A 16,884-nucleotide genomic window follows, 5' to 3' on the forward strand; every position below is an offset into this window, starting at 1 on the left:
CTTAGTAGTTATCCTTGAACAACTATACCTTGAACTGATTGACCAACTTCTGTTGTTGTTGAGACAGTTGGTTAATTTCATTACCCACTTGCTCAGAAGCCGCGGCTTGCTCCAAGATCTTCGCACTCAAATCGCGAATATTAACCACGCTTTGATTTACTTCACCGGAAACCGATTGTTGCTCTTCGGCTGCTCGAACGATCTGACTGTTCATATCACTGATCGCCTCAATAGAAGTAAAGATCGACCCCAGATCTTCAACTGCTTTCTGAACGTGTAGTGCTGTATCGTTAGCTAGGATATTGCCTTCTTGTATTGCTTCAACGACATCTTGAGTTCCAGCATGAACCTTGTCGATCACCGCTCTGATCTCACCAACCGATGACTGGGTGCGACTTGCGAGGTTTCTTACCTCATCCGCAACAACAGCAAAACCTCGACCTTGTTCGCCAGCACGAGCCGCTTCAATCGCCGCGTTCAATGCCAGTAAGTTAGTTTGCTCAGAGATCCCTTCAATCACACTTAAGATCTCGGTGATGTTTCCGTTATTTTTTGCCAATTCTTCAACAATAGGAACAGCACTCGACATACGCTCCACCAGCTTTCTCATTTCACCTGCTGAAAGTTCGATGACTTGTTGCCCTTGTTGAGCAGAACGATTCGCTTCGCACGCTGCATCAACGGCCACTTCTGCATTTTGTACCACTAAGCCCGCAGTTTGAGTCATCTCTTCGGCCGCTGTCGCGACTAGATCCACTTCTTTAAATTGAGACTCGCTGCTTTCACGAGTACTTGATGCTGATGCTTTCGCTTGGCTGGTAGTATTTGCCACTTGTTCTGTGGTGTGAATGACTTCTTTGATTGTGTGTTGCAGCTTATCTAGGAACAGGTTAAATCCTTTTGACAACTGACCGATTTCATCTTGAGACTTCACTTCCAAGCGCTGCGTCAAATCACCTTCACCTGAAGCGATGTCATTCAACCTTTCCACAACCTGACGAATCGGCTTCACAATAGACAACGAGGCAAACGCGATAATGGCTAAGCCAAAGATAATAAACACTGTACCGGCGATCACTTCTGTTTTGATGCCTTCACTTAGCTTAGTGCTAATGATGGAATCCAATTTATTTGCGTCAGCGACGACACTGTCTCTTGGGATCTCAAACAACACCCCCCAAGTTTGGTTAGCTGCAACAACAGGTGCAAAGGCAAGTAACCACTCACCGTTCTCGCTCCATTGCGTTGTCACTTCACCACCAAAGATAAAGTCGGTCATTAAATCACTGTTTGTATTGCCACTTTGGAAAGTTGAACCGACTGCAATGCTTGAATCATCAGAAGCGATGACCGAACCATCTAGACTAACCACGTAAGCTTTACCCGCACCGTTAAACAAGCTCTGGTCAGATTGAGTAATCACACTGGTTAAACCATCAAGTCTTAGATCAATACCAAGAAAACCAATAGCAACGTCGTCAACCAAAATAGGGACTGAAATAGAGGACGTAAGTAGTGCTACACCACCGCTGTTCACGACTCTCGGCGTACTAATACACGTTTGCCCTGAAGACAAAGGACAGTAAAAACGTTCGCTATTGCTGTCATCATTCAAGATAGATTCTGAAAGAACGTTCGCTAGAACATTTTCACCGTTATCTGCCACCTTCCAGTAAGGAGCAAAACGACCTTTTTCGTTAGAACCAACATAATCAGCATCGACATAATTCGCATCTTCACTATCGAGCAAGTCAGGCTTGAAAACTAGATACGCTCCTTGAATAGAGTCGAAGTTTAAAACCGAGCGACGAACCATTTCATCCAAGGCGGTACGAAGCTCTTCACTTGGTGTAAAGTTTTCGTCTGCATTGTTTTTTAGAAACTGAGCACTGGCCGCAAGCATCTCTGCGCGGTAAATAGCTTCGTCTACATAACGTTGAGTTTCTTGAGCGTTTAGCTGAGAAACAGACGCCAGCAACTGCTGAGTTTTATTGATAACTGATTCTGAACTTTGAGATTTGATGACTTGTTGATTGCTCGTCGCGTTGTAGATCGAGAAACCAATAAGAGACAGTGACGTAATGATTAAACAACAACCTGCTAAGAGGGTTATTTTCCACTGTACCGATAGAGAGCGCATTTAATATCCTTATTTAAGCCAAAAGACTTCCATAACCATAACCATAACTATCACATCGACAACGAATTGCTGTACACAATGTAAATGAGTTAGACGAATAGCTTAGCGGATAATTACAGCACAAATTGCTTACATATAAAACGAAAGTTTATACAAATGTTAATAGAGCGTGTTTTCTTCCTTTTTTCTGTGATTTCAAATGATGTACTCATATAATCATTAGCTGTGTTGCTTAGGTTTTAGCGCTTTGGACATAGCCAGAACATCGATATTTAAAGGAAGCCCACTCCACCCTCTCCCTCTTTAAAATGCAGTAACTTCGGATTAGTTTTTATAATCCAAGTTATAGATTTTTATCTTGATCAACTTCACACTTTTTGATTGCTAAGCCCGCAATCAAGCTCTAATATCTCACGCCTAGATTCCCTGAACACTTTATTCATTTGGCTCTCCTTTAATGGAGCGCTAAGGCTTTTTACGTCTTAATTTTTGGAGAGATACGCAAATGTCCGCCTCGTTTCCATTAGCGAAACTTACCTTTTTAATCGCTATTCTGACTGCCGTAGGTCAAATGACTCAAACGATGTACGTGCCTTCTATCGGTCATATGGCAGGTGAGTTCTTAGTTTCGGCATCTTCACTGCAGGCAGTGATGGCGTGTTACTTGATCCCTTATGGTCTGTCGCAATTTGTTTACGGCCCACTTTCAGATCGCCTAGGTCGTAAACCGATCATCGTGATTGGTTTGATCATCTACATCATCGGTACTTTGGTAGCATTGTTCGCTCACGAATATGAATGGTTCTTAGCGGGCAGCTTTATCCAAGGTTTGGGCATCGGTTGTGGTGGTGCGATGTCTCGTACATTGACTCGCGACTGTTTTGAAGGCGCAGAGCTGCACCGTGCAAACAGCTTGATTAGCATGTGTGTGATTTTCTCACCATTGATGGCTCCTGTACTGGGTGGTTACCTAACAGAAGTTTTCGGCTGGCGTTCTAGCTACTTATTCCTTGCGCTGTTTGGTATTGCTGTTGTGATCACTATGATGACGAGCATGATGGAAACACTGCCGAAAGAACGACGCAAGCATGAATCGGTTGCCAACAGCTACAAGTTCGTTCTGTCTGATAAACGTTTCCAAGGTTTCTTATTGGTATTAGTCGCAACCTTTGCTGGTGTAGCCGTATTTGAAGCAGCGGCAGGTGTGTTGCTTGGTGGCGTACTTGGCTTACCGGCAACCACAGTAAGCTTGCTGTTTGTCTTGCCTATTCCAGGTTACTTAGTCGGTGCAGGCTTATCTAGTTACATCGCACAACGTCGCTCTGAGCGCCGTGCATTGAATGTTGGTCTGGTTGCGATATTGGTAGGCTCAACAGTGGTATTGATACCGGGTCTGTTTGGTCAAACAACAGCATTAACTTTGATTGGCGGTGCCACAATTTACTTCTTGGGCGCTGGCATATTATTCCCAGCAGCAACAACAGGGGCACTTTCGCCATTCCCGTACCACGCTGGTACTGGAGGTGCGATTTTAGGTGGTATGCAAAACCTAGGTGCTGGCATCGCAACACTATTGGCATCGTTCTTCCCAGCTCAAGACCAACTGCCACTCGGTTGCCTGATGATTGCTATGTCATTCATCGCTATGCTTGGTTTACGTTGGGTTAATCGTAAACCTGACCACTCAAGCGAAATGCCATTGGCTATTTAACGTAAAACTCGAATCTTGCTAAACAAAGGAAAGGGACATACTGAAAAGTGTGTCCCTTTTTGTTGCACATTTATTCCTTCCACTCTCACGTATCAGTAATTTCATTTAACATTGCTTTGATTTTTTGAAAACAATAACAGACACTTACGATGAAGGTGCATATCCAGAATCCAATTATAAATAATATCACTGGAAGAACACCAACGTACCTGAACTCTCACAACAAAGGATGCTGGCATTAAAACGAGTAAGGTACACACTAAGGATATACAGATGCGTATCGCTTTAACCACATTAGCCGTATCAATAGCGCTTGTCGCCGGATGCAGCAATCAAGGAATCTCAACCATGAACCACTACTCTCAATCACAGCTCGTCGCTCAGCAAACCCAAGCACCCGTTGCTAAGAAAGTCCCTCACGCAATGACGATTCATGGTGAAATCCGAATCGATGATTACTATTGGATGCGCGATGATGCACGCCAAGATCCAGAGATATTGCAACAACTTGAGCAAGAGAATCAGTACGCAGATACAGTGTTAAAACATACAGAAGCAGCACAAAAACAATTATTTCAAGAGATCAAAGGCCGAATCGCAAAAGACGACAATTCGGTACCGGTTCGCAAAGGCAGTTACTACTACTCGAATAAGGTCACAGGTGACAACGAATACCCAGTTCACCTGCGTGAAAAAAACTTTTTAGGCACAGACAAGCAAGTCATCTTAGATGTTAACGAGCTAGCAAAAGAACATGAATTCTTCAGTATTGGTGGCTTAACGATCAGCCCAGACGAAAACTTGTTGGCCTATGGCGAAGATACGCTAAGCCGCCGCATTTACACCATCAAGATCAAAGACCTCACAACAGGTGAATACCTAAAAGATGAAATTGAAGGCGCTTCGAGTGCAATCGCATGGCAAAACGACAACCAAGCCTTCTACTACATCAAAAAAGATCCACAAACATTGCTGGGTTATCAAGTTTACCGCCACGTATTAGGCACAGATCAAGCAAGCGATGAGTTAATCTACGAAGAGACCGATAGCGCTTACTACACCTCTTTGAGCAAAAGCAAAGATGGTGAACAGGTCTACATTTGGCACTCGAGCACAGAAACCAGCGGTGTTTCAGTCATCGATGCCAACAACCCAAAGGCTACAGCTGAGGCTTTCTACCCAAAAGAGACCGGCATAGAGTACAGCATCGCTAAGCTAGGTGATTGGTATTACATCTACACCAACTACCAAGCGGTCAACTTCCGTTTAATGAAAGTCACCGCCGAAGAGATGCATGATCGCTCAAAATGGGTCGATGTCATCCCAGCAGACGACAATACTCAGCTTGTTGATTTCGAGTTGTTTGATGACCATCTTGTTTACGAGCAACGCGCGGATGGCTTGTCTACAGTGACAGTTCGCCAACTCTCAACAGGCAACGAGTTCCCACTTGGATTTAACGACACCGCATTTGCCGCTTACCTAACGAGTAACTATGAATTAGATAACTCAAAAGTTCGTATCTATTACAGCAGCTTAACCACGCCAGGTACTTATTATGATTTCGACCTAAGTACAGGTGAATTCGAGCTCATGAAGCAAACACCCGTATTAGGTGATTTCGAAGCGGATAACTACCAATCAGAGCGAATCATGGTTACGGCTCGCGATGGTAAGCAAGTCCCGGTCTCTTTGGTTTATCGCAAAGATTTATTCAAGAAAGACGGCACTAACCCAATCTATCAATACGGCTATGGGTCTTACGGCTCTACCATCGAACCGACCTTCAGCTCAACTCGCCTAAGCCTACTAGATAGAGGTTTTGTTTATGCCATCGCACATGTCCGCGGTTCAGAAATGCTTGGTCGCCCTTGGTATGAAGATGGAAAAAAACTGACCAAACAAAACACGTTCAACGACTTTATTGATGTAACCAAAGAGCTTGTTGAAGAAGGCTACGGCGCAAAAGATAAAGTGTTCGCCGTTGGTGGCTCTGCTGGCGGTCTATTGATGGGGGCAATCATCAACCAAGCACCAGAACTGTACCGTGGTATTGGTGCACATGTTCCGTTTGTAGACATTGTGACAACCATGCTCGATGAATCGATTCCTCTAACCACCAACGAGTATGACGAATGGGGTAACCCGAACGATAAAGCCTACTACGATTACATGCTGGGGTACTCACCGTACGACAACATTAAGGTACAAAACTACCCGAACATGTTGGTGACAACAGGCCTGCATGACTCACAGGTGCAGTACTTTGAGCCAATGAAATGGGTTGCGAAGCTGCGTGAAATGAAAACAGACAACAACGTATTGCTGTTCAAAACCGATATGGAAGCCGGTCACGGTGGCGCTTCTGGCCGATTTAAACGATTAAAAGAAGACGCACTTGAATACGCGTTCTTTTTGGATTTACTTAAGACTCAATAGATTCTACGTAACTGTAAGTACTCACATCATTTAATGTCGCCATTTTGTCTCTACAAAGTGGCGACAGAAATTATTAAGCATGGTTAAATACGATGAACCATGAAATCCACCAAATCAAAAACCTTTAAAAACAAGCAGTGACAAAGGTTTACGAGAGGTATAAAAACAAATGAAAGTAATTAGCTTCAACATCAACGGTCTTAGAGCCCGCCTTCACCAACTGCAAGCTATTATCGACAAACACCAACCCGACGTGATTGGTCTGCAAGAGATAAAAGTGCACGATGAAGCCTTCCCAATTGCTGATGTTGAAGCAATGGGCTATAAGGTTTACTTCCACGGTCAAAAAGCCCACTACGGTGTGGCAATGTTGTGTAAGCAAGAGCCTATTTCTGTGCAGAAGGGTTTCCCAACAGATAATGAAGACCATCAAAAACGCATGATCATGGCGACGTTTGAAGATGAAGATGGTGAAAAGGTTACCGTGCTAAATGGCTACTTCCCTCAAGGGGATAACATCAAGCATGAAACAAAATACCCGTACAAACGCCAGTTCTATAAAGACTTAATGACTTACTTAAACGATTATCACAACAAAGATGAGCAAGTGATTGTGATGGGCGACATTAATATCAGCCCTATCGACGCAGACATCGGCATTGGTGAACCTAATGCGAAACGTTGGTTAAAAACAGGTAAATGCTCTTTCCAACCAGAAGAGCGAGAATGGTTGAAAACATTGATGGACTGGGGCTTTGTAGACAGCTTCCGCTTGCTGCACCCTGAAGTGAATGATCAATACTCGTGGTTTGATTACCGCTCAAAAGGCTTCGTAGACAACCGCGGCCTGCGTATTGATGTAGTCCTAGCGACTCAAAAGCTTGCCGATAAGTGTACTGAAGCTGGCATCGATTACGAGCTACGAGGCATTGAAAAACCGTCAGATCACGCTCCGATTTGGTCGACGTTTAAATAAAATCCAAATTAAATTTCAAATCAAAAATGCACAAGCTTTTGTTTAGCTTGTGCATTTTTTTTACTTAGCTCAAATCCACTCAAAAAGCTTGAGATAGTTCACATTCTCGCCACTGCCCATCTATACTATTTGGACAACCAATGGAGAGAGTTTTGTATGGACGCAAAGCCTTGGGCCGGTATAAATCCAATTAATCTGCGTAGTTTACTTCCGATGATGGTGGTCAGCGGAGCGATCAGCGTATTGATGTTAGTCGTTCCCTTATTCAGCCTTCAAGTGTTTGATCGAGTCCTCTCAAGTCAAAGTTTAGATACGCTTCTATTCTTGGCTTTCATTGCTGTGTTCCTACTTACAGCCCAAGCGTTCCTTGACGCGTCTAGAGCCAAGTATGCACAAAAGAAAGCGATCAAATTTGAATTTATCGCGTCTCAGCAGCTATTTGAACAAACCTCCTTCTCATCGAAATCAAAAGAAAAACATCTGTTCAACGATATAAGTGAGGTAAAGAGCCTACTCTCTTCTCCAGCCTACTTTGTCATGTTTGATCTGCCATTCACTCCCCTTTTTCTTATTATTATGTTTGCGATTCATCCATATATAGGATTAGTCGGTGTGGGTGCCGTTGTTTTTATTCTCATGACAACATTGCTTTCTCATTGGGTTAAATCTAAGCACTTTAAAACCACTTACTTAAGCCAGCTCGCAACACAAAGAAAAAACGACGAGTGCTTTCAAAAACACGCCACGATCTTTAGCCAACATCAACAACAAGGTTTAAGTCAGACCTACCAAGAAATATTGGCGGAGAAGAGCTGGTCTCGAAGCCATTTAGATCAAGCCACCTGTTCACTGAGTGCATTTTCTCGTTACATACGTATGGTCCTTCAACTCATCATCATGGCTGTCGGAGCAAGTCTAGTCATTCAAAATGCCATGTCTGCTGGCGGAATGATTGCGGGTTCAATCCTAATGGCGAGAGCACTCCAGCCTATTGAGATGCTCTCTAGTGGTATTCAAGCATGGAAAACTGGTTTGGATGCAAACAAACGCTTAGCTAAGGAATTTGCTTCTCATACTAAACATACCGAGCGAACCGAGTTAGAAATCATTAAAGGTGATCTGGTCATCGACAACGTCACATGGTTCGCCTCTGAAAACCTTAACAAGCCGACTCTTAATGGTTTGAAGCTAAGACTGGAATCAGGAAATCGAGTCGCATTGATAGGCCCTAGCGGGTCAGGTAAGTCTTCCCTCTGCAAAATGATCACTAACGGCATATCGCCCTCAAAAGGTGGCATTTCTATCGATGGACTCAATGTTGAGTTGTGGAATCTGAATCAGTTCAAACACACCGTCGGTTATGTTCCTCAGCACATCGACTTTTTACATGGCACTGTAAAACAAAATATCGCCCGATTTGATTCCAACGTTACGGATAGCCAAATCGTCAGATCCGCTATTCAAGCCGGTGTGCATGACGCTGTTGTCGCCTTACCGAATGGATATGAAACGATTATCGGTTCTTTTGGTCATCAGTTATCTGGTGGACAAGCCCAGAAACTTGCCATCGCAAGAGCATTAGTTTTCTCACCTAAGCTACTCGTGCTTGATGAGCCCGATTCACATCTCGACAAAGAAGGCGAAGAGTTTCTTGTTTCGCTATTACAATTGGCGAAAGAGAAATCCATTTCTGTCGTGATGGTAACGCATAACCCAAGCTTACTCAGACATGTCGATTGGGTTGTTGAATTGAAAAACGGCCAGATAACGCAAGCAGGCGAAGCGAGTAAAGTTGTCCGGTCGCTCTTCAATGTCGCTTCCTCGGAGGTGTCGAATGGCTAGTATTCATCATGACGATAAAGGTATTCACTTCGACGATGGTAGAAAACTGATCTTTTCTACATTCAAAATACAGGTGTTCATCTGGTTAGTTCTTGTGACTACTCTTGGTGGCTTTGCTGCTTGGGCATACCTAGCCCCGCTTTCTTCTGCTGCCATTGCGCCAGGCGTGATTATCGTAGAATCAAAGCGAAAACCCATTCAGCACTTAGAAGGCGGGATTGTAGAAATCGTCCATGTTTCTGACGGCGACCATGTTCAAAAAGACGAACTGCTCATCACGTTAAGTCACACACAAGCTCAAGCATCGCTTCTAAGGCTAAGAGCTCAGTGGCAAAGTGATTTAGCGCGGCTGAACCGCTTACAATCAGAGTTAGCGAGTCATCAAGAAATTCAATTTGATATGAGATTACTCTCCCTTATGAGTGACCCAAACGTATCAAGCTTACTTGATACGCAGAGTAAACTTTTCAGCAAAAGACAATCGTTAAAATCCGGTGAATCCGATGTGTTACAGCAAAAAGTCGAGCAATCAAAACTTGATCTGCAAGGCTTCCAACAACGATTCTTAGCCGGAAATCGAAGCCTGAAGTATTTAGAAGAACAGGTACAAATGCACCAAGATTTGCTTGTTTCCGGTAACACATCCAAATCTCGCTTATTGGATTTACAGCGAGAACGCTCTCAATTACAAGGTAACGTTGCTGACCTCAAAGCTAGAATCGGACACGCCAAGCGCACCATCGCCGAAGCGAAATTAGAGCTGATCAACGCGGATTATACTTACGCCAAAACGCTCGGCGAAGAGATACAAGATTTAGAACGAAAGCTGAATGAAACCAGAGAAGCTATGGTCAATGCTCAAGATATTCTTACCCGGGTTGAAATAAGAGCACCTCAAAGTGGTGTGGTGGTTGGACTTAATGTGGTCTCCGAAAATGCCATTGTTCCACCCGGTGAAACCTTAATGGAATTGGTTCCGCAAAATGACGAGTTGATTGTAGAAGCGTTAGTCAAGCCAGAAGACATTGAAGCCTTACGAATTGGGTTGGATACCCAAGTAAGACTGACTGCATACAGTTTCCGTAAAACACCACCGATTCGTGGAAAATTAGTCCATATTTCGGCTGACCGCATTAGCGATCAAGCTACAGGATCTTCTGCTTACTTAGCGAGAGTATCGTTAGATAAGTCTGAGCTAGAAGCATTAGAAAACATCTCATTGTATCCGGGCATGCCCGCAGAAGTGATGATATTACTTGAGCAACAAACACCGCTCGAGTATCTACTCAACCCACTCTCTGTGAGCGCCTATAAGGCAATGAGAGAAATTTAACCAAGCGCACAAAGAAGATAAAGCCAAACTCATCGTGAGGTGAGGACGGAAAGCTCCAGATCTCAGGGATGAAGCCGAGATGGCTGGGCTGCCTCTATGTATCGAATGATATGTGAGGAAAAAACGATGGCAGAAGTAACCAATACAGCAGCAGGACTGAAAAGTAATGGTAGCAATGATACCAATACACTAGTAGATGGTCCTAACCTCCCCACCCCAGAATCTAGAGATGTCAACAATGACCTTTCTAACCTCAGCGGCGATAACCTCGAAGTACGAGCCGGTAAAGGCGACGACATTGTGCATGCCGGCAGCGGCGATGACTTTATCGCTGCTGGACGTGGATCGGACACAATTAAAGCAGGTGCCGGAAACGATGTGGTTGAAGCTTGGAATCATTCGCTCAATGCTGGTGATGAAGCCGGCGTTAACCGCGATTTAAGCGCGGCACGCGATAAAGATTTAGAAGCGCTAGGAGAAGAGTGTGTTGACGACATTGTGGTTGCAGGTGCCGGTGATGATTATGTTGAAGGCGGTGCGAACAATGACATTATTTATGGTGACAGAGGCGCTGGTGCAGAATTTGGCGAAAACCTAATCAGCGATGGTGATTTTGAAGCTTTTGACCTTGGCAATACATGGGGAACAGCGCCAAGCGCCGGTGCATGGAACGCAGAGGTTGGCAGTATCGAGATTCAAGAACAACTGCATGGCGGTGTCCCAGCTGATGGTTACGGGACTGATATCGCCAGTGGTCACTTCCTAGAATTAGACTCGCATGGCGCGAATTCAAATTCAACCGTCTCCCAAACATTTACGGTCGATGACGACGGTATATATCAACTCGATTTTTCCTACGCTTTCCGTAATAAAGGAGGCGATAGCACCACCGCTCCTTTCACAGTCCAAATAATGGCGGGCACCGACGTTGTATTCGAGAAGTCTTTCCAAGACATTGACGGCGTAGATGATGATTGGGATCTGTTTAGCGAAGATGTCGATCTCTCTTCAGGAAATTACTCACTCAATTTTATTGCCGACGGTGCAGAAGATACCTTTGGGGCTCTGATTGACAATGTGTCATTGAAGCAAGTACTGCATAACGATGTGCTAATCGGTGATAACGGGCCAGACGCTGCAAATGAAGGCGCTGCTGGGAACGATTTGATTCGAGGCGGTAAAGGGAATGACGTAATTATCGGCGATAACTTTGAAGCGCTGTCGTTTAACGAAGGAACCGGCGAGTTTGAATTAGCAGATCCAACGACATCCGTCGACCTATCAGCAAATTCAACCGCCTACAACGCTGATGGTTCTGTCGGCACCGTTGATACAGGTAATGCAAGCTCTGGCGGTACAGGTTATGGGGTAGATGGCGCAGCAGAGGCTGGCGTGCTTGCTCAAATTGGCTTCAGCTACGACGGCGTTACCGGTGAAGGTGCATCAGAGATGTTTTCCGTCAGCTTAGACGAACATACAATGATTGCTAAAGTCGGCATTTCCAACCTCTACTTAAATGAAGGCGACAATGGCGTAGATGAGGCAGGCCATTGGGCAGCATATCGGGAAGGTATTCTGGTCGCTGAGGGCGATTTCATTGCGAGCGATTTAGCGGATGGCAATAACAACAGCGGTTATCTAAACATCGGTCCTGATGACACTGGCTTTAAAGCCTTTGATGAACTTCAGTTTACTGCCGTTGGTCCTGCATTTGACAAAAACGGAAACGCTAATGCCGATTCAAGTGACTACTACGTCACTTCTGTTACCACCGATGGCCTAACGGGTGACGGAACCGATATATTGCGCGGTGGTCGTGGGGACGATGTCATTCTTGGTGGTGACAACGCCAAAGGTGGCATACCTGAACTCGATCCTGAGACGGGTTACTACGATGTAAGTAGCTTCAGAGGGACTATTGACGTCACTATGGAAGGCACCGAAGCGGGCTTCGAAAATTCGTTTGGTTACTTCACAAAAGACAGTGAAGGCAATGTAAACGCTGAAGTCATTTGGGGGAATGTGAAAGATCACCTTCCAAACTCTGAAGCTGGCAACAGCTTTAGTCTCGATTTGGGGCACTGTGATGATTGCGTTGATACGCTCGGGTTCTTCATTATCCCAGATGGCGGGAATGACGGTTTCGTCTCAGGCGAAAGTATCGCAATTGACTTAAACACTCAACAAGCGACCAGCTCTAACAATAGTGACCACCCCTTCTTGCTGGGCGTACAAGATTTAGTCGGTAGTAACGGCAACCTTACCTTAGATGTTAGCGGCATTAACAACTTCAATCCGGGTACAGAACTCGGAAATCAGTTCTGGAATGACAACCCTGGCGGTGATGGTGACTTCGATGATGTGGTAACCACCGTTGAAATCGACGACCAACCAGAGCAATTGTTTGGTGGTAAAGGCGATGATTGGCTTGATGGCGGAGACGGAATCGACCATATCAAAGGCGGTAAAGGCGATGACATCATCATTGGTGGTGGTGGTGCAGACGAAATCCGTGCTGGTAAAGGCAACGATACAGTAGCCTTTGATGCAGAGGATACTCTAATTCATGGTGGTAAAGGGTTCGATGTACTGGTCGCCAATGACCCTGGTGGTGTCGATATCGACATGTCGAAGGGGTCAAACATCAATGGGTTTGAAGCAGTCATAGGGGGAGACTCAGCTAATGACAAACTGACTATTTCTCTAGGTAAAACCTTCAATCAAAACCATGACCTTGATGGTAATAGAGCAAAGAACGACGACCAAGTTGCTGAATTCTTTGCTTTAGGAATTGAAGATATCGACGCAAGTCATCTTCAAGGATTCCAATACCAAACCGCAACATCAGTGACGCTAGACCAAGATATGCAAGATAAACTTGGACTCGATGGAACTGAAACGATTACCGCTTATAGCTTCACCAAAGGAGGCAAAGAAGTCATCATCTACACTGATGCATCCTTTGATGGTGATTTCATTGGCGTTAATGAAGTTTAATTGCTTTTTGAACTAGTAAATCAGAAACAAAGTTAAAGGACTTATTGCTTGTGTAATAAGTCCTTTTTGCTTCAAAGAGCTACTCAACTAATTCCTATACAAACCCTAAATAAGAACGGCGCTCAATGAGCGCCGTTTTGTTAACTGTGTGAATACCGTGCAATTAGCTAAGGGGTCTTAGATAAGCAAGGAAACGCTTCTCTGCGAATTTGAAAATCGCGATGATGATGAACGTTAGTGCCATGTAGAACAGACCTGCCGTTAGGAAAGACTCGAATGGGGCATAGTAACGAGAGTTAACCAAACGAGCTGCACCGGTTAGATCCATAATGGTTACGATACCCGCTACCGCAGAGCCGTGAAGCATGAAGATAACTTCGTTACTGTAAGCCGGTAATGCACGACGTAGAGCACTTGGCAAAATGATGCGGCGGTAAGTCTTTGGTGTGCTCATGCCGTACGCTTTTGCTGCTTCAACTTCACCTTTAGGTAAGCCGTTAATGGCACCGCGAATGATCTCTGCCGTATATGCTGATGTGTTAAGAATGAATGCTACTAGAGCACAGAACCAAGCGTTTTCCCATAGCGTGTCTTTTACTGGGAAGAACTGATCCATACCGTAGTAAATCAGATACAACTGAACCAATAACGGTGTACCACGGAAGAAATAAATGAACGACCAAGCCGGAGCGTTAATCAGCATATTTGGGCTGTTACGAGCAATCGCTAATGGTATGGCTACGAATAAGCCAATAATCAAAGCGACACAAACCATCCAAGCCGTTGTCCATAAACCACCAAGGTAAATCGGTAGGCTTTCAATTATCAATGAAAAGTCCATAACTACCTCGCGTGGATACTGAATTTACGTTCAACCAGCTTAAGCAGGCCCGTTGAAACACTGGTGAAGAATAAGAAGATAATCGCCACTGTCATATAGAAGGTAAATGGCATTTTGGTTGAACCCGCTGCCAGTGCGCTAACACGCACCATATCTTCTAGGCCAATAATGGAAACCAACGCAGTGGTTTTAAGTAATACCAGCCAGTTGTTCCCAAAACCCGGTAATGCGTGACGAATCATCTGCGGTAGCAGTATGCGGTGAAACGCCTTTACAGGGCTCATACCATAAGCTTTTGCCGCTTCCATTTCACCGCTGTCGACAGCCATGATGGCACCACGGAACGTTTCTGCCATATAGGCACCGAAAATAAAGCCTATGGTTAAGACACCAGCAACAAATGGGCTGACATCAATATAATCAGGTAAGTAAGCGGTCCATTCGTGGTTAGGATCACTGGATGCAAACCACTCGTTGAGCCACTCGTTGATGGAATACAAACTGTTGTTTAAAAGGATTTGTCCACCAAAGAAAATCAGCATCATCAGTACGAGATCTGGAATGCCTCGAATGACGGTTGTGTAGAGGGTTGCAATAGCACGAGCCCAGCGATAAGGCGCGAGTTTTGCTAAGGCACCTAGCATACCAAGAACCATAGCTAAAATTAGCGACAGCAAGGCAACTTCGATTGTGAGCACCGCCCCTTTCAGGATCGACGCTTCATATCCTTGTAAATCAAACATAATGGATTCCAACAGAACTGCGAAAAAGTTGGTAAGACAGGGAGAGGAGAACCTCTCCCTTAAGAATTGACGCTAAAGATTACTGACCGTATACGTCGTAGTTGAAGTATTTAGCCGCGATATCTTGGTAGATGCCTTTTTCACGTAGTGAAAGGATTGCCGCATCTAATTGCTTAGTCAGATCTTTGTCTTGCTTACGAACAGCAATACCCATACCTTCACCGAACCACTTAGGATCCGTTAGAGAGGGGCCAACAAACTCGTAGTCTTCACCACCAGCTTTGTTCAGCACGCCTTCTTCTAGAGCAGATGCATCACCTAGTACAGCAGCAACACGACCGTTTGCTAGATCAAGGTAAGCTTCGTCGAATGAACCGTAACGAACGATCTCTACTGTATCGCCGTAGTTGTCTGTTAGGTATTTATCGTGAGTTGTTGCACGTTGAACTGCAATCTTTTGACCGCTTAGATCATCAAAGTTAAGGCCTGCACCTTTCTTAGCGATGAACTTGTTTGGGATAAGTGCGTATTTACCAGTGAAGTCGATTTTTTTCTTACGCTCTTCCGTGATAGACATTGCCGCGATGATCGCATCATATTTACGAGCAAGTAGAGAAGGAATGATACCATCCCAGTCTTGTGCAACGATCTTACACTGCACCTGCATTTCAGTACAAAGTGCGTTAGCCATATCGACATCGAAGCCTTTCAGTGACCCGTCAGCTTCTGTCCAGCTAAATGGAGGGTAAGCACCTTCAATACCAAAGCGTACTGTTTTCCATTCTTTTGCTTGAGCTACGCCCGTTGCAGCAGTTGCAGCAAGTGCCGCGACTAATAACCACTTTTTCATATCCCTACTCCTGTGATTTAGGTTTTTATGTTTTGCTAGTTTTAATATTGTGTTTGTTGTTGCTTATTAACTTACTTGTTGTGTTTTATTGTTCACACCGTCGCTGTTTACCGTTGGCAACGGCGTTTCAATTCTGATTAGTAAATCGATGAGATAAATTGTTGTAAACGTTCAGATTCAGGTTCCGTAAACAGTTTAGCTGGATCGCCCTGTTCTTCCACTAGACCTTGGTGCAGGAACATCACATGGTTTGATACGTCACGAGCAAAAGCCATTTCATGTGTTACCACAAGCATGGTTCTTCCTTCTTCTGCTAGATCTCGCATTACACCGAGTACTTCCCCTACTAACTCAGGGTCAAGTGCTGATGTTGGCTCATCAAACAGCATCACTTCCGGATCAACCGCTAACGCTCGAGCAATTGCCGCTCGTTGTTGTTGTCCACCGGATAAATGACCTGGGTAGTAATCTTTGCGCTCATACAAGCCTACTTTTTTAAGTAGTAGTTCTGCATTTTCAATCGCTTGAGCTTTAGGTACACCTAATACGTGAACGGGTGCTTCGATAACATTTTCGAGAACGGTCAGGTGAGACCAAAGATTGAAGCCTTGAAAAACCATCGCTAAGCGTGAACGGATACGCTGTACTTGTTTTTCGTTGGCAGGAACAGATACGCCTTGGCGGTTGTTTTTCATTTGAATTAATTCGCCATTAACCCAAATCTCGCCTGCAGTTGGTGTCTCTAAAAGGTTGATACATCTAAGGAAAGTACTTTTACCCGACCCTGAAGATCCGATAATCGATACAACATCGCCTTTATGCGCAGAAAGTGAAATTCCCTTTAAAACTTCATTTTGACCAAACGTTTTGTGTAGATCCTTTATGTCCAGCGCTGGTACATCTTTCATGCGCTTTCTCTCCCAAGTTTGTGAAAATGCAAGGTACTCCGACCTTTTCATGCGATACAAACTAGCACCACACGAAACAACATGCAACAAATTATTAACCTGAT

The 16,884-nt window shown here is 44.5% G+C and carries 11 protein-coding genes and 1 riboswitch; of the genes, 6 read left to right on the top strand and 5 right to left on the bottom strand.

From position 1 onward, the window contains the following. Positions 1 to 22 precede the first annotated feature (22 nt). A complete protein-coding gene (locus AB4384_RS01105) occupies positions 23 to 2,140 on the bottom strand; it encodes a methyl-accepting chemotaxis protein (protein WP_102393109.1) in 2,118 nt (705 codons plus the stop codon). A 505-nt stretch (positions 2,141 to 2,645) separates the two neighbouring features. Here AB4384_RS01105 and emrD point away from each other — a divergent pair. From emrD to AB4384_RS01135, 6 genes are all read left to right on the top strand, one after another. After that, positions 2,646 to 3,851 (top strand): multidrug efflux MFS transporter EmrD, encoded by a 1,206-nt coding sequence (gene emrD / locus AB4384_RS01110; RefSeq protein ID WP_102398100.1) that lies wholly within the window; start codon positions 2,646 to 2,648, stop codon positions 3,849 to 3,851. Between the two features lie 348 nt (positions 3,852 to 4,199). Further along, positions 4,200 to 6,290 (top strand): S9 family peptidase, encoded by a 2,091-nt coding sequence (locus AB4384_RS01115; RefSeq protein ID WP_372128754.1) that lies wholly within the window; start codon positions 4,200 to 4,202, stop codon positions 6,288 to 6,290. A 169-nt stretch (positions 6,291 to 6,459) separates the two neighbouring features. Beyond that, on the top strand, positions 6,460 to 7,266 hold the full coding sequence (gene xthA, locus AB4384_RS01120; protein ID WP_017070028.1) for an exodeoxyribonuclease III: 807 nt from the start codon (positions 6,460 to 6,462) through the stop codon (positions 7,264 to 7,266). 156 nt (positions 7,267 to 7,422) lie between these two features. Continuing rightward, a complete protein-coding gene (locus tag AB4384_RS01125; protein ID WP_372128734.1) occupies positions 7,423 to 9,108 on the top strand; it encodes a type I secretion system permease/ATPase in 1,686 nt (561 codons plus the stop codon). Then, the gene (locus AB4384_RS01130) at positions 9,101 to 10,441 is read left to right on the top strand and encodes an HlyD family type I secretion periplasmic adaptor subunit (protein WP_017070029.1); all 1,341 of its coding nucleotides are present in this window, start codon (positions 9,101 to 9,103) and stop codon (positions 10,439 to 10,441) included. The genes AB4384_RS01125 and AB4384_RS01130 overlap by 8 nt, the downstream gene beginning before the upstream one ends. Before the next feature lie 12 nt (positions 10,442 to 10,453). Beyond that, positions 10,454 to 10,537: riboswitch (cyclic di-GMP riboswitch) on the top strand. Positions 10,538 to 10,567: 30 nt separating this feature from the next. After that, positions 10,568 to 13,438 (top strand): hypothetical protein, encoded by a 2,871-nt coding sequence (locus tag AB4384_RS01135; RefSeq protein ID WP_372128735.1) that lies wholly within the window; start codon positions 10,568 to 10,570, stop codon positions 13,436 to 13,438. Positions 13,439 to 13,601: 163 nt separating this feature from the next. Here AB4384_RS01135 and AB4384_RS01140 read toward each other — a convergent pair whose 3' ends face one another. The 4 genes from AB4384_RS01140 to AB4384_RS01155 form a co-directional block, all read right to left on the bottom strand. Beyond that, a complete protein-coding gene (locus tag AB4384_RS01140) occupies positions 13,602 to 14,279 on the bottom strand; it encodes an ABC transporter permease (protein ID WP_017062123.1) in 678 nt (225 codons plus the stop codon). A gap of 2 nt (positions 14,280 to 14,281) precedes the next feature. Next, a complete protein-coding gene (locus AB4384_RS01145; RefSeq protein WP_017062124.1) occupies positions 14,282 to 15,022 on the bottom strand; it encodes an ABC transporter permease in 741 nt (246 codons plus the stop codon). A 79-nt stretch (positions 15,023 to 15,101) separates the two neighbouring features. After that, complete coding sequence (locus AB4384_RS01150; RefSeq protein WP_017062125.1) at positions 15,102 to 15,872, bottom strand: ABC transporter substrate-binding protein; 771 nt, start codon at positions 15,870 to 15,872, stop codon at positions 15,102 to 15,104. A 137-nt stretch (positions 15,873 to 16,009) separates the two neighbouring features. Further along, positions 16,010 to 16,780 carry an ABC transporter ATP-binding protein gene (locus AB4384_RS01155; protein ID WP_004736532.1) on the bottom strand — a complete coding sequence of 257 codons (771 nt, stop codon included), beginning with the start codon at positions 16,778 to 16,780 and terminating at the stop codon, positions 16,010 to 16,012. Positions 16,781 to 16,884: the final 104 nt, after the last annotated feature.

Source organism: Vibrio sp. 10N.261.51.A4 (assembly GCF_041471945.1).
In the GTDB taxonomy this organism is placed as follows: domain Bacteria; phylum Pseudomonadota; class Gammaproteobacteria; order Enterobacterales; family Vibrionaceae; genus Vibrio; species Vibrio crassostreae_C.

What these genes read in the sequence shown, in the direction of transcription:
- AB4384_RS01150 (WP_017062125.1), bottom strand. Translation starts at nt 15,872, where the DNA reads ATGAAAAAGTGGTTATTAGTCGCGGCACTTGCTGCAACTGCTGCAACG.
- xthA (WP_017070028.1), top strand. Translation starts at nt 6,460, where the DNA reads ATGAAAGTAATTAGCTTCAACATCAACGGTCTTAGAGCCCGCCTTCAC.
- AB4384_RS01125 (WP_372128734.1), top strand. Translation starts at nt 7,423, where the DNA reads ATGGACGCAAAGCCTTGGGCCGGTATAAATCCAATTAATCTGCGTAGT.
- AB4384_RS01145 (WP_017062124.1), bottom strand. Translation starts at nt 15,022, where the DNA reads ATGTTTGATTTACAAGGATATGAAGCGTCGATCCTGAAAGGGGCGGTG.
- AB4384_RS01130 (WP_017070029.1), top strand. Translation starts at nt 9,101, where the DNA reads ATGGCTAGTATTCATCATGACGATAAAGGTATTCACTTCGACGATGGT.
- emrD (WP_102398100.1), top strand. Translation starts at nt 2,646, where the DNA reads ATGTCCGCCTCGTTTCCATTAGCGAAACTTACCTTTTTAATCGCTATT.
- AB4384_RS01135 (WP_372128735.1), top strand. Translation starts at nt 10,568, where the DNA reads ATGGCAGAAGTAACCAATACAGCAGCAGGACTGAAAAGTAATGGTAGC.
- AB4384_RS01140 (WP_017062123.1), bottom strand. Translation starts at nt 14,279, where the DNA reads ATGGACTTTTCATTGATAATTGAAAGCCTACCGATTTACCTTGGTGGT.
- AB4384_RS01155 (WP_004736532.1), bottom strand. Translation starts at nt 16,780, where the DNA reads ATGAAAGATGTACCAGCGCTGGACATAAAGGATCTACACAAAACGTTT.
- AB4384_RS01115 (WP_372128754.1), top strand. Translation starts at nt 4,200, where the DNA reads ATGAACCACTACTCTCAATCACAGCTCGTCGCTCAGCAAACCCAAGCA.
- AB4384_RS01105 (WP_102393109.1), bottom strand. Translation starts at nt 2,140, where the DNA reads ATGCGCTCTCTATCGGTACAGTGGAAAATAACCCTCTTAGCAGGTTGT.